This is a genomic window from Actinomycetospora sp. NBRC 106378 (assembly GCF_030269685.1).
Classification (GTDB): Bacteria; Actinomycetota; Actinomycetes; order Mycobacteriales; family Pseudonocardiaceae; genus Actinomycetospora.
Window position 1 is genome coordinate 30,867 of record NZ_BSTT01000013.1, and the last position, 12,386, is coordinate 43,252.

Annotated in this window: 12 protein-coding genes; 10 read left to right on the forward strand and 2 right to left on the reverse strand. The window is 74.7% G+C overall.

The annotated features are described in order from the left end of the window. Nucleotides 1-41: 41 nt before the first annotated feature. Entirely contained in the window at nt 42-2,351 is a 2,310-nt protein-coding gene (locus QSK00_RS23485; protein WP_285594643.1) for a helicase-associated domain-containing protein, read from the reverse strand. A gap of 102 nt (nt 2,352-2,453) precedes the next feature. Here QSK00_RS23485 and QSK00_RS23490 point away from each other — a divergent pair, with 102 nt between their 5' ends. The 6 genes from QSK00_RS23490 to QSK00_RS23515 are packed head-to-tail and all read left to right on the forward strand — an operon-like array spanning nt 2,454 to nt 6,160. Beyond that, the gene (locus QSK00_RS23490; protein ID WP_285594644.1) at nt 2,454-2,660 is read left to right on the forward strand and encodes a hypothetical protein; all 207 of its coding nucleotides are present in this window, start codon (nt 2,454-2,456) and stop codon (nt 2,658-2,660) included. Further along, on the forward strand, nt 2,660-3,244 hold the full coding sequence (locus tag QSK00_RS23495; RefSeq protein WP_285594646.1) for a nucleotidyltransferase family protein: 585 nt from the start codon (nt 2,660-2,662) through the stop codon (nt 3,242-3,244). Before QSK00_RS23490 ends, QSK00_RS23495 begins: the two co-directional genes overlap by 1 nt. Before the next feature lie 19 nt (nt 3,245-3,263). Further along, a complete protein-coding gene (locus tag QSK00_RS23500) occupies nt 3,264-4,721 on the forward strand; it encodes an NAD-dependent malic enzyme (protein WP_285594648.1) in 1,458 nt (485 codons plus the stop codon). Between the two features lie 47 nt (nt 4,722-4,768). Beyond that, nucleotides 4,769-5,206, forward strand: coding sequence for a cyclic pyranopterin monophosphate synthase MoaC (gene moaC / locus QSK00_RS23505; RefSeq protein ID WP_502872073.1), 438 nt, complete (start codon nt 4,769-4,771; stop codon nt 5,204-5,206). A gap of 28 nt (nt 5,207-5,234) precedes the next feature. Beyond that, a complete protein-coding gene (locus tag QSK00_RS23510) occupies nt 5,235-5,720 on the forward strand; it encodes a MogA/MoaB family molybdenum cofactor biosynthesis protein (RefSeq protein ID WP_285594652.1) in 486 nt (161 codons plus the stop codon). Continuing rightward, on the forward strand, nt 5,717-6,160 hold the full coding sequence (locus QSK00_RS23515) for a molybdenum cofactor biosynthesis protein MoaE (protein WP_285594688.1): 444 nt from the start codon (nt 5,717-5,719) through the stop codon (nt 6,158-6,160). The genes QSK00_RS23510 and QSK00_RS23515 overlap by 4 nt, the downstream gene beginning before the upstream one ends. Nucleotides 6,161-6,545: 385 nt before the next feature. On the opposite strand, the gene QSK00_RS23520 is transcribed toward QSK00_RS23515, so the two are convergent. Beyond that, nucleotides 6,546-7,163, reverse strand: a complete 618-nt coding sequence (locus tag QSK00_RS23520) for a LysM peptidoglycan-binding domain-containing protein (RefSeq protein ID WP_285594691.1) — start codon at nt 7,161-7,163, stop codon at nt 6,546-6,548. A 491-nt stretch (nt 7,164-7,654) separates the two neighbouring features. On the opposite strand from QSK00_RS23520, the gene QSK00_RS23525 reads away from it, so the two are divergent. The 4 genes from QSK00_RS23525 to QSK00_RS23540 all read left to right on the forward strand — a co-directional run bounded on the left by QSK00_RS23525 (nt 7,655) and on the right by QSK00_RS23540 (nt 12,382). After that, a complete protein-coding gene (locus tag QSK00_RS23525) occupies nt 7,655-8,551 on the forward strand; it encodes an AAA family ATPase (protein ID WP_285594693.1) in 897 nt (298 codons plus the stop codon). 28 nt (nt 8,552-8,579) lie between these two features. Next, nucleotides 8,580-9,800 (forward strand): vWA domain-containing protein, encoded by a 1,221-nt coding sequence (locus tag QSK00_RS23530; protein ID WP_285594695.1) that lies wholly within the window; start codon nt 8,580-8,582, stop codon nt 9,798-9,800. After that, nucleotides 9,793-10,953, forward strand: a complete 1,161-nt coding sequence (locus QSK00_RS23535) for an XdhC family protein (RefSeq protein ID WP_285594697.1) — start codon at nt 9,793-9,795, stop codon at nt 10,951-10,953. Before QSK00_RS23530 ends, QSK00_RS23535 begins: the two co-directional genes overlap by 8 nt. Nucleotides 10,954-11,068: 115 nt before the next feature. Then, complete coding sequence (locus tag QSK00_RS23540; RefSeq protein ID WP_285594699.1) at nt 11,069-12,382, forward strand: iron-containing alcohol dehydrogenase; 1,314 nt, start codon at nt 11,069-11,071, stop codon at nt 12,380-12,382. The last annotated feature ends 4 nt before the right edge of the window (nt 12,383-12,386 follow it).

Consider the following 12,386-nt stretch of genomic DNA (forward strand, 5'->3'; position numbering starts at 1 on the left):
TGTTGCGACAGTGCCGCTCGTTCACCGCAGGGAGGCGCGGCTCAGTTCTCGGTCAGGACGCTCACCGACGTGATCCGGTGCAGCGCGAACGACACCGCCGACCCGGGCCCGGTGTCCTCGGACTCGACGGCGGCGTCGGTGCCCTCGAGCAGCCCGCCGCCGACGCGCAGCGGACGCACGACCCGCTGCGAGGCGGTGCCGGCGGCGTCCACGTAGCCGATCCACACCGTCCGGCCGGTCCGTGCGGCGTCGGCGAGCACCGCGACGGTCGCCGAGGCGGTCTGGCGGGTGGAGCCCGGCACGGTCGCCGAGCCCCGCGGGGCGGTCGCGGCCCGGTCGCCCGCGCGGAGCTGGGCCACGAGGGCCGCGATCTGGTCGTCGGACAACGACGGCGCCCCACCCGAGCGGTCGGGGCGGCGCGGGGCGGTGCGGCGCCCGCGGGGCCGCAGGTCGAGCACCCCGCCGTCGGCGTCCTCGGCCACGGGGGACAGGCCGGCGACGCGCAGCGCGTCGAGCACCTCGGCCAGCGGTGACGTCGAGACGACCACGGTCGGGGCGAGGCGGCGCAGCTCGAGCTCCGGTGCCACGGGCAGCGCCATGACCTCGGCGAGCAGCGCCTCGTCCTCGGAGCGCAGGAACGAGGCGGCCGACCCGCCGCGCAGCCGCCCGTGACGGCGGGCGACGTCGTCGATCAGGTACGACAGCCCCTGCGGGACGGGGGTCGCGGAGCGCTCGGCGAACAGGGCGTGCACGTCCGCGGCGGTCCACCCGAGGTCCAGCGCCCGGCGGATCGAGCCCTCGCTGATCCGGTAGACCGTCGCGCCGCCGGCCGACTCGACGTCGGCGAGCCGGTCCATCGCGGCGGCCAGGTCCGGCTCGAGCCGTCCGGGCGCGACGGCGGTGAGGTCGGCCTGGAGGAGGACGTGGCCCACCGGCGCGGGCATCGCCGGCCGCAGGGCCGCTGCCGCGGCGGCGTCGGGGTCGTCGTCGGGTCGGCGCGGGACACGCAGCAGCTCCCGACCCGCCGTCGTGAGGGCGTCCAGCGCGACGACGCCGAGCGCGGTCGCCTCGCGGACGGTCGCGCGGACCAGGTCGTCGCGGGCGCGCCCGCCGCGCCGGGGCGCGCGCCAGGCCAGCGACTCGACGAGCGCGTCGACCGTGACCGGCCCGGCCCCGTCGTCGAACTCGGCGAGCCGGGCCAGGACCCGGCGGCGGACCTGCGCGGCCCAGGGCCGGCGGACCTCGTCGGACAGCGGCCCGACGAGCTTGTCCATCGAGTCCCGTTGCCCGATCGACGACGGTTGGCGCGGCATCTCCAGCCATCCGCGCGCGAGGGCCACCCACTGCGTCTCCGGCGGGGACGCGAGCCAGCGGTCGGCGGTGGTGGTCGGGCACCAGACGGCGTCGGCCTCCTCGCTGACCGCGAGCAGCGACGCCGCGGCGAGGACCTCGACGAGCAGGCCCGCCGCGGTCTCGTCGAGGTCGAGCTGCTTGGCGAGCTTGCGCAGGTCGCGGACCCCGAGGCCGCCGCTGCGCAGGACGGCGGGCGGTGCGTCCGACCAGGCCGCGATGACGGCCTCGGCCCGCCGGACCGTCTCCAGGGCCTCGCCCGCGGCGGTCGCGTCGACGGTCTCCGGGTCCCGCGTGCGCGGCGCCGGCATGGGATCGGCGGCCACGACCGGCCCGAGCGGACGGTCACCGCGCAGCCCGAGACCGCCCTCGCGGGTGAGCTCGACGGTGTCGTCGTCGAGCCGGCGCAGGACGCCTGCGGCGAGCAGGCGCGCGACCGGGTTGTCGTCGCCCTCCCGCGCGCGGCTGCGCCCGACCGGCCCGTCCTTGTCCAGGGCGTCGACCACGGCGCGCTCGTCGGCGGGCAGGGCCGCCATGACCGCCGCCGGGTCCTCGCGGTGCAGCACGGAGTCGGCGGGGGCGGGCCGTCCGAGACCGGCCGGGTAGCGCCGCGCGGTGTCGCGCAGGGCGGGCACCGCGCGCACCCCCGCAGCACCGCCTCGATCGTCAGGAACGTCCCAGACCAGTGCCAGCACACGCAGCCGGTCGAGGGCGGCCCGGCCGACCTGCGGGGGGACGTCGGCGCCGAGCAGACCGAGCACGACGGCGGGGTCGGCCGGCGACTGATCGGCCTCCGCGACGAGCAGCGCATCCACCAGCGCGAGGTGCAGCGCGTCGAGGTCCTCGCAGGCGCGACCGACCGACGTGCGGACACCGGCACGGGTCGCGACGACCCCGGTGTCGGCCGGCGCGGGCAGGGCCAGGTCGGGGCGGGCCCGCAGCAGCGCGCCCAGGGTCTCGTCGTCCTGGGCACGCAGGTGCTCGAGGAGGGTCCTGGCCATCCCTACCAGGTTAATCGGTCGTGATCGGGGAGGCGGTCCGGTCGCTGGGTCGGCCCCGGATGCGGCAGACTGAGGGCCGACCACGTGACCAGGGAGGAACCGGTGGCAGCGCAGAGCGACGGTGAGCAGACCCCGAGGGCCGTCGAGCCCCGGCAGGACCCGGGCTGGCCGCAGGTCGACGGCGGCCACCCGATCACGGAGCTGATGGCACCCACCCAGGGTGCCGCCTCCCCGTTCGGCGAGGTCGAGTTCCCGCTGCCGGCCGACCAGCTCGGCTACGAGCACCCGGTGACGGAGATCAATCGCTGATGACGGTCGCCGGCCTCCTGCTCGCGGCGGGGGCCGGTCGCCGGATGGGCACGCCGAAGGCGCTCGTCGAACTCCACGGTGAGCCGATGGTCGTGCGGGCGCTGCGGGCCCTTCACGACGGCGGGTGCGACCCGCGTGTCGTCGTGGTCGGGGCAGCGGCCGAGGCGGCGGGCGCGGCCGTCCGCGCGGCCGACCCCGCCGCCGTCGTCGTGACCGCGTCCGCGTGGGAGCGGGGCATGGGGGAGTCGCTGCGGGCCGGGCTGGACGCGGTGCCCGCGGACGTCGACGCCGTGCTCGTGCTGTTGGTGGACACCCCCGGCATCGGCCCCGCGGCGTTGGCGCGGGTCGCGGCCGCGTCGACCCCGGACGGCATCGTCCGCGGGGCCTACGACGGCCGACCGGGGCATCCGGTGGTGTTCGGACGGGACCATCTGGCCGCGGTCGCCGCCGCCGCCCACGACGATGTCGGTGCACGGGGCTACCTTGCCGGGCGGGACGACGTGACGGCCGTGGAGGTCGGCGACGTCGCGACCCGGGACGACGTCGACACCCCGGCCGATCTGGCCCGGCTGGTATCGGACTAGAGCGCAGGAGGGCTGAACCGTGGCGGTACCCGGACCCGGCTACGCCATCACCGCCCGGGTGGAGGCGCCGCCGAGCGCCACCGCCGCGGGTGATCTCGCCGTGGCCGTGGGCCGCGTCGGCGGCGTGATGACGGCGTTCGACGTCGTCGAGTCCCGGCCCGACTCGATCATCGTCGACATCAGCTGCAACGCCCTCTCCGAGCGGCACGCCGAGGAGATCACCGAGGCGCTGGACACCCTCGACGGCGTGCGGGTGCGCAACGTGTCGGACCGGACGTTCCTCGTGCACCTCGGCGGCAAGATCGAGGTCACGGCGAAGGTCGGGCTGCGTACCCGCGAGGACCTCTCCCGGGCTTACACCCCCGGCGTCGCCCGGGTCTGCCAGGCGATCGCGCGCCGCCCGGACGACGCGCGGCGGCTGACGATCAAGCGGAACACCGTCGCCGTCGTGACCGACGGGTCGGCCGTGCTGGGGCTCGGCAACCTGGGCGCCGCGGCCGCGATGCCGGTGATGGAGGGCAAGGCGGCGCTGTTCAAGCGGTTCGCCGGGGTCGACGCGTGGCCGGTGTGCCTGGACACCCAGGACACCGAGGAGATCATCCGGACGGTCGAGGTGCTCGCCCCGGTCTATGGAGGGATCAACCTCGAGGACATCGCCGCGCCCCGCTGCTTCGAGATCGAGGAGCGGCTGCGCGCGTCCCTCGACATCCCCGTCTTCCACGACGACCAGCACGGCACCGCCGTCGTCGTGCTCGGGGCACTGCGCAACGCGCTCCGGGTGGTGGGCAAGCGCGCGGAGGACTGCCGCATCGTGGTGTGCGGGGTCGGCGCGGCCGGCTCCGCGATCATCCGGCTCCTGCTGCCGTTGCAGCCGGCGGACCTGATCGCGGTCGACGTCGACGGGATCATCCACGAGGGCCGGCCCGGGCTGCACCCGTCGCTGCAGTGGGTGGCCGAGCGGACCAACGCCGAGAACCGCACCGGTGACGTCCACGACGCGCTGCCCGGGGCCGACGTGTTCATCGGCGTCTCGGCGCCGAACCTGCTGCACGCCGACGACGTGAAGGCGATGGCGTCCGACGCGATCGTCTTCGCGCTCGCCAACCCCGACCCGGAGATCGACCCGGGCGTCGCGCAGCACCACGCGGCCGTCGTCGCGACCGGCCGGTCGGACTACCCGAACCAGATCAACAACGTGCTGGCGTTCCCCGGCATCTTCCGCGGCCTGCTCGACGCCCAGGCGCGCACCATCACCGACGCGATGCTGCTCGCCGCCTCGGCCGCGATCGCCGACGTCGTCGCCGAGCCGAACCCGCTGTTCATCGTGCCCAGCGTGTTCGACGCGACGGTGTCGCCCGCGGTGGCCTCCGCGGTGCGCAAGGTCAGCGAGGCCGGGGAGGCCGAGCTCGACTCGGTGCAGGCGGCGCTCGACGCGGGCGCGGAGTCCGCCGAGGGCGCCACGAAGGAGGAGACGTGAGCGGCTCCCGGGGCCTCACCCACGTCGACGAGACCGGCGCCGCCCGCATGGTCGACGTCGGCGACAAGGAGGTCACCCGCCGCGTGGCCACGGCGAGCGGCACGCTGCGCACCACCGCCGAGGTCTGCGCCGCGCTGCGCGACGGCACGGTGCCCAAGGGCGACGCCCTCGCCACGGCGCGGATCGCCGGGATCATGGGCGCCAAGCGGACGCCCGACCTCATCCCGTTGTGCCACCCGATCCCGCTCGCGGGGGTGACGGTGGACCTGGAGGTCGGGGAGACCGACGTCCACGTGACGGCCACCGCCCGCAGCGCCGATCGCACGGGCGTGGAGATGGAGGCGCTGACGGCCGTGTCGGTCGCGGGCCTCGCGTTGCACGACATGGTCAAGGCGCTCGATCCGGCCGCGACCATGGACGGGGTGCGGCTCGAGCGCAAGGAAGGCGGACGCTCCGGCGTCTGGACGAGGCCGGAGGGTCGATGAGGCGAGCGCAGCGACGGGGTGGCAGGCCGTGAGCGAGCCGCTACGACGGGCACGGGTGATCACGGCGTCGAACCGGGCCTCCGCCGGGGTGTACGAGGACCGGGGCGGCCCGGTGATCGTCGCGTGGCTGCGGGAGCGCGGCTGGACCGCCGACGACCCGCAGGTGGTCCCCGACGGCGAGCCGGTGGCGGAGGCACTGCGGGCGGCCGTCGCGGAGCGGGTGCAGGTCGTCCTGACGACGGGTGGCACCGGCATCTCGCCGACCGACGGGACGCCGGAGGCCACGCGCTCGGTGCTCGACTACGAGGTGCCCGGGATCGCCGACGCCGTACGGGCCGCCGGGGCGGAGAAGGTGCCGACCAGCATGCTGTCCCGCGGGGTCGCCGGCGTCGCGGGGCGCACACTGGTGGTGAACCTGCCCGGGTCCCCGGGCGGGGTGCGTGACGGGTTGTCCGTGCTCGAGCCGGTGCTGGAGCACGCCGTCGACCAGATCCAGGGAGGGGACCACCAGTGAGTGCACCGACCGAGCGGGCGATCGTGCTCCGGGCGGCCGTGGGCGAGGAGCCCCTCGACGTCGCCGAGCACGCCGCGCTGGTGGACGGCCCGCGCAGTGGTGCGGTCGTGACCTTCTCGGGCGTCGTCCGCGACCACGACCACGGGCGCTCGGTCCGCGCGCTCGACTACGAGGGCCACCCGTCGGCGGGGTCCGTGGTGGAGCAGGTGGCGTCCGAGATCGCGGGGCGCTTCGACGGTGTCACCGCGATCGCCGTGTCGCACCGCGTGGGCCCGCTCGCGATCGGCGACGTGGCCCTCGCCTGTGCCGTGGCCGCGGAGCACCGGCGCGAGGCGTTCGACGCGTGCAGCGAGCTGGTCGACGAGGTGAAGCGGCAGCTCCCGGTGTGGAAGCGCCAGGAGTTCGCCGACGGCTCCGAGGAATGGGTCAACTGTCCGTAGGACCCGCCACCGCGGGTGATCCCTGAGGCTGGCGGCGTGCGGGTCGACCACGTGTCGCGCGTCGAGACGTCACTGTTCGGGCCCTCGCGCCACCTCCCGCACCGAGGAGGGCCCGGCGCGCGTCGACCTTCGCCGCATCTGGCGTCGGGACGTGACAGCCCGACCGCGAGGGGGACGTGAGGCAGCCGAGAGGGCGGGAGAACCTGCCCGGTGTGGCTCTCGTGGCCGGGGGAGGCCCTGGCGAAGGGCGCCCACGGCCCGACTATCCGACCGAACGGACCCTTCGCTCGAACCGGCCGACCGCGGTCGACCGACCACCCCCGACGCGCGCCGACCCCCGTCGGTGCTCGGGGCACCGGCGGGGGTCGAGGCGTGCGGGAACGGATCAGCTCAGGGCGAGCTGCTGTCCCACGGAGATCGCGTCGGGGTTCGCGATCCCGTTGCGCTGGGCGACCTGCTGCCAGCTCACGCCGTGCGCACCGGCGATCGAGCTGAGCGTGTCGCCGGAGACGACGGTGTAGGCACCGGCCGGGGCGACCGCCGACGGCGTCGGGGCCTTGATGGCCTCGGTCTCGGTGCTCTTCTTCGACGAGCTCGACGAGCCCGACGAGCCCGACTTCGACGAGCTGCCCGAGTTGGACTTGCTCGAGGTGTTGCCGGTCTTCTTGGAGCAGGTCGGCCAGGCGTTCATGCCCTGGGCGGCCTTGACGCGCTCGGCGACCTGGATCTGCTCCTCGCGGCTGGCGTTGTGGGCGTTGCCCGACCCACCGAACGCCTTCCACGTGGACGGGGTGAACTGCAGGCCGCCGGAGAACCCGTTGCCGGTGTTCGTCGACCAGTTGCCGCTGCTCTCGCACTGGGCGAGCGCATCCCAGTCCGTGTCGGCGGATGCCGTGCCGGCGGTGAGCGCGAGCGGGGTGGCCGCGAGCGCGCCGACCAGCGTCAGCTGGGCCGCCCTACGGGTGAGGGCGCGCGCCAGCGACTTCTCGGAACTACGAAGCATGACCTCTCTCGTCGCACCGCGTCCCGCGACACAGTCGGCCGGGAGTCGCACTCCCCAGCGGATCGTCGACCGGTTCCACGCGGTCTCACCGTGAGCGCGCCCCGTGGGGCGCGCCATGCCTCTGCTCGCTCGGCCTGTCCGGTCCGCACCTCTCGTATCGGGTCACCCGGGGCCGCTGGACAGGCGTCGGACGCGGCGACCTCGGGGCTGGTCGATGGCCGTTCCCTGACGGCCGAGAGGGAACGGTACGGAGCACACCGGCGGTTTCAAGCGCCTCTCAGAAAGGCCAAGATCACCCCTTTGGGGTCTTGTCGCAACGCGTGGTCACCGTCGTTGCAGGTCAACGCCCGTTTCCGGTGCGTTACCGACGGTGTTACACGTCTGTGACTCACGGTGGTGGTGTCACGGGCATCACGGCCCCGTCGGGCCGCGTTGCGGCGTGTGCCACAGCAACCTGAGCGTGATCCGGTCGTGTAGGGAACGATGGGGACGTGACCGCCGCCTCCCTCTTCGACCGGCCCGATGCCGTGGCCGCCGCCCTCGAGAGCACCGGATACCTCGCCGACCCGGGCCTCGCGTCCGCGGCGTTCCTCGCCATGCGCATGGGGCGGCCGCTGTTCTGCGAGGGCGAGCCGGGCACCGGCAAGACGGCGCTCGCGCAGGCGTTGGCCCAGGTGCTCGACGCCCCGCTGGTGCGCCTGCAGTGCCACGAGGGCATCGACGCCGCCCAGGCCCTCTACGACTGGGACTTCCCCCGCCAGCTGCTGCACCTGCGCACGATGGAGGCCGCCGCCACCGCGTCCGGGCAGTCCCTCGACGCCGACGCCGTCGAGGCGTCCCTCTACGACCGCCGCTTCCTGCTCGCCCGGCCCGTGCTCGAGGCGCTGCAGACGACGCCGAGCGTGCTGCTGATCGACGAGGTCGACCGGGCCGACGACGAGTTCGAGGCCTTCCTGCTCGAGGTGCTCGCGGAGAACTCGGTGACGATCCCCGAGATCGGCGTGATCCGCGCCGAGACGCCGCCGCTGGTCGTCCTCACCTCCAACCGCACCCGCGAGGTGCACGACGCGCTCAAGCGTCGCTGCCTCTACCTCTGGCTCGAGCACCCGGACCTCGGGCGGGAGGTCGCGATCCTCAAGGCGCGCATGCCGCAGCTCTCCGACGAACTGGCCCAGCAGGTCGCCCAGGCCGTCCACCGCCTGCGCGGGCTGGACCTGCTGAAGCCGCCCGGCGTCGCCGAGTCGCTCGACTGGGCCGCGGCCCTCGAGCTGATCGGGGCACGTCACCTCGACCTGGAGTCGGCGACGACCACGCTCGGCGCGGTGCTGAAGTACCGGGAGGACGCCGACCGCGCCCGCGACGCGCTGGACGCCCTGCTGGCCTCATGACGACCTCGGGCGAGCGGAGCGACGGGGAATGACATCGATGGACCGGGGCGGCAGCAGCGATGCGCCCGCCCCCCGCGCGCACGCCGGAGCGGTGCTGGCCGGTGGGATCATCGACCAGTTGCGCGAGCCCCCCGACGAGGACGCCGTGCTGCGCGACTTCATCGCGTTCACGCGGCTGCTCCGCAACGCGGGCGTGCCCGTCACGCCCGACCGCACCGCCACCTACCTGCGCGCGCTGCGGGAGATCGACCTCGCGAGCGAGGTCGCGACGTACTGGGCGGGTCGGGTGACGCTGTGCGGCGACCCGGACGACGTCGCGCGCTACGACCAGGCCTTCTTCGCCTGGTTCTCCTCCGATCCGCGCGAGCAGCGGATGGGTCGGCCCGCGCCGCCGAAACCGCGCACGGCGACCATCGCGGCGCTCAACCCGCCGCAGGGCCAGGGCCAGGGCGACGAGAACGACGAGACGCCCGAGCTCAAGGTGGCCGCCTCCGGGGAGGAGGTGCTGCGCGACCGCGACATCGCGGAGCTGACGATCAGCGAGCGCGAGCACATCCGCCGCATGCTCGCCCTGCTCACGCCGACACCGCCACGACGTCGGGCCCGGCGGCGTCGGCCCGGCCGCCGGGGTGAGCCCGACCCGCGCCGCACGCTGCGCGCGACGCTGCGCCACGCCGGGGAGATCCCGGGCCTGTCGCGCAAGAACCGGCGGGAACGGCCGCGCCGGGTGGTGATCCTGCTCGACGTCTCGGGTTCGATGGCGCCCTACGCCGACGCGCTGCTGCGGTTCGCGCACGTGCTGACCCGGCGCACGCCGCAGGCCGTCGAGACCTTCACGCTCGGGACCCGGCTCACCCGCGTGACCCGGGAGCTGCGCCAGCGCGATCCCGAGCGGGCGCTGCGCGACGCCGGCAACACGATCCCCGACTGGTCGGGCGGCACCCGGCTCGGCGAGGTGCTCGCGGCCTTCCTCGACCGATGGGGGCAGCGCGGCGTCGCCCGCCGCGCCGTCGTCGTGATCTTCTCCGACGGGTGGGAGCGGGGCGGGACCGAGCTGCTCGGCGAACAGATGCGGCGGCTCGCCCGACTGGCCCACGCGGTCGTCTGGGTCAACCCGCACGCCGGGAAGCGGGGGTACGAGCCGGTGCAGGGGGGAATCGCCGCGGCCCTCCCGCACGTTGACCGGTTGCTGGCCGGACACTCGCTGGCCACGTTGCAGGAGCTCACGGAGGTGCTCGCCGATGCGTGACGTGCTGGGAACCCTCGAGGGGTGGTGGGCCGAGGGCCGGTCGACGGCGCTCGCCACGGTGGTCGGGACCTTCCGGTCGGCGCCGCGCCAGCCCGGTGCCTCGATGCTCGTCGGTCCGGCCGGCGAGGCGGTCGGCAGCGTCTCCGGTGGTTGCGTCGAGGGCGCGGTCTACGAGCTCGGCTCGGACGTGCTCCGCGGCGAGGACCCCACGCTGCAGCGCTACGGCGTCTCCGACGACGACGCCTTCGCGGTGGGCCTGACCTGCGGCGGCATCCTCGACGTCTTCGTCGAGCAGGTCGACCGCGAGACCTACCCGCAGCTCGGCGAGATCGCGGCGGCGGTCCGCGAGCACCGGCCGGTGGCCACCGCGACGATCGTCTCCGGGCCCGGTGTCGGGCGCCGCCTCGTGGTGTGGCCCGACCGGACCGAGGGATCGCTCGGGAGCGAGCGGCTCGACGACGCCGTCCGCGACGACACCCGGGGGCTGCTCGCCGCGGGGCGCACCACCCTCGTCACCTACGGGACCGACGGCGAGCGCCGCGGCGAGGGCCTCGGGGTCTTCGTCGAGTCCTTCGCCCCGCCGCCCCGCCTCATCGTGTTCGGCGCGATCGACTTCGCCGCCGCGGTCGCCCGCATGGGCACCTTCCTCGGCATGCGGGTCACCGTCTGCGACGCCCGCCCGGTGTTCGCGACCTCCAGCCGGTTCCCGGAGGCCCACGAGGTCGTCGTGGAGTGGCCGCACCGCTACCTCGCCGCCGAGGCCGAGGCGGGCCGGATCGACGGACGCACCGCCCTCGCCGTCCTCACCCACGACCCGAAGTTCGACGTGCCGCTGCTCGAGGTCGCCCTGCGCCTGGAGGAGATCGGCTACATCGGCGCGATGGGCTCGCGGCGCACCCACCACGACCGGCTGGAGCGGCTGCGCGAGGCCGGGGTGACCGAGGAGGAGCTCGCCCGCATGTCGAGCCCGATCGGACTGGACCTCGGCGCCCGCACGCCGGAGGAGACCGCGGTGTCGATCGCGGCGGAGATGATCGCTCAGCAGTGGGGCGGGAACGGCATCCCGCTGTCGGACCGGCACGGTCCGATCCACGGCGACTCGAACGTCGAGCCGGGCATCCAGGCGGCGGAGCTGGCGACGGGTTCCCGCTGATCAGGGGCTACCGGTCGGTAGCCATGATCGTTCGTTTCGAGACTGCCCTTCCCCGTCGTCCGTCTGTAACGTGGGCTACACCGACTAGCCGAACAGACGGTGGGGAGGGGGCAGCGTGGTCCTCGTCGATTCCGTGACCCGCGCGGGCGAGTCCCTGGTGGTTCGCCGACGTCAGACCGGGTCCGGGGCGCGGGTGGAGGCTTCGCTCCCGCGCGACGGCGCCACCACCGGCCGTGGGCACCTGCAGTCGGCGCCGGAACCGCCCCGGCTCGCCAAGTTCCACGTCCCGGAGATCGTCTTCGGGACCGGTTCCCTCTCCGAGGCCGCGCACGCCGCGGCCCGCCTCGGAGCGCGACGGCCCCTGCTGGTCACCGACGACGGGCTGCTCGCCGCCGGCTGGCCGCAGCAGCTCTGCCGGCACCTGCACGACGCCGGGATGCGCCCGGCGGTCTGGAGCGGGGTCACCCCGAACCCCAAGGACCACGAGATCGCGGCCGGCCACGAGTGCTACCGCGCGGAGCGGTGCGACGTGCTCGTCGCCGTCGGCGGCGGGTCCGTGATCGACGCCGCGAAGGGCATCGCGCTGCTCGCGGGCAACGGCGGGGCGATCACCGACTTCGAGGGCGTCGACCGGATGGTCAACCCCATCCCGCCGATGGTGATGGTGCCCGCCACCTCCGGCACCGGCGCCGACGTCAGCCAGTTCTGCATCGTCACCGACACCGTGCGGAACACCAAGATCACCATCCTCGGCCGGGCGCTCGTCCCGGACGTCTCCGTGGTCGACCCGCAGCTGCTCACGACGATGCCGGACTGGCTGAACGCGGCCACGGGCCTCGACGCGCTCACCCACGGCATCGAGGCCTACGTGTCGCGGGCGCACAACCCGCTGACCGACCACCACGCCCTGCAGGCGATCTCGCTCGTGGGCTCCCACCTCGAGCGCACGATGGACCACCCGCTCGAGCAGGAGTCGCGCGTGTTCATGGCGCAGGCCGCGCTCGAGGCCGGCCTCGCGTTCACCAACGCGATCCTCGGCGCCGCCCACGCCATGAGCCACCAGGTCGGCGGCCTGCTCGACCTCCCGCACGGCGTGATCAACGGGATCCTGTTGCCGCACGTGGTGCGCTTCAACGCCGAGCCCGACCCGGCCCGCTTCGTGCCCATCGCGCAGGCGCTCGGCTTCCCCGACGCCATCGGCGGTCGCTGGTCGGAGGCGCTGGCCGAGGACGCGTCGGAGTGGGCGGCCGTCGAGGTCCGTCGTCTCGCCGACGAGCTCGGCGTACCGAAGGGCCTCGCGGAGATCGGCGTGACCGAGGACGACGTCGAGCAGCTCGCGACGATGACCATGGCCGACGCCTGCCTGTCGACCAATCCCCGCGAGGCGACCCGCGAGGACATCGAGGCGCTGTTCCGGCAGGCTCTCTGACGCA

Bases quoted from the DNA above. Each gene is read 5' to 3' on its own strand.
- QSK00_RS23495 (WP_285594646.1), top strand. From the start codon at position 2,660: ATGACGGTCGCCGGCCTCCTGCTCGCGGCGGGGGCCGGTCGCCGGATG.
- QSK00_RS23535 (WP_285594697.1), top strand. From the start codon at position 9,793: ATGCGTGACGTGCTGGGAACCCTCGAGGGGTGGTGGGCCGAGGGCCGG.
- QSK00_RS23530 (WP_285594695.1), top strand. From the start codon at position 8,580: ATGACATCGATGGACCGGGGCGGCAGCAGCGATGCGCCCGCCCCCCGC.
- QSK00_RS23520 (WP_285594691.1), bottom strand. From the start codon at position 7,163: ATGCTTCGTAGTTCCGAGAAGTCGCTGGCGCGCGCCCTCACCCGTAGG.
- moaC (WP_502872073.1), top strand. From the start codon at position 4,769: ATGGTCGACGTCGGCGACAAGGAGGTCACCCGCCGCGTGGCCACGGCG.
- QSK00_RS23485 (WP_285594643.1), bottom strand. From the start codon at position 2,351: ATGGCCAGGACCCTCCTCGAGCACCTGCGTGCCCAGGACGACGAGACC.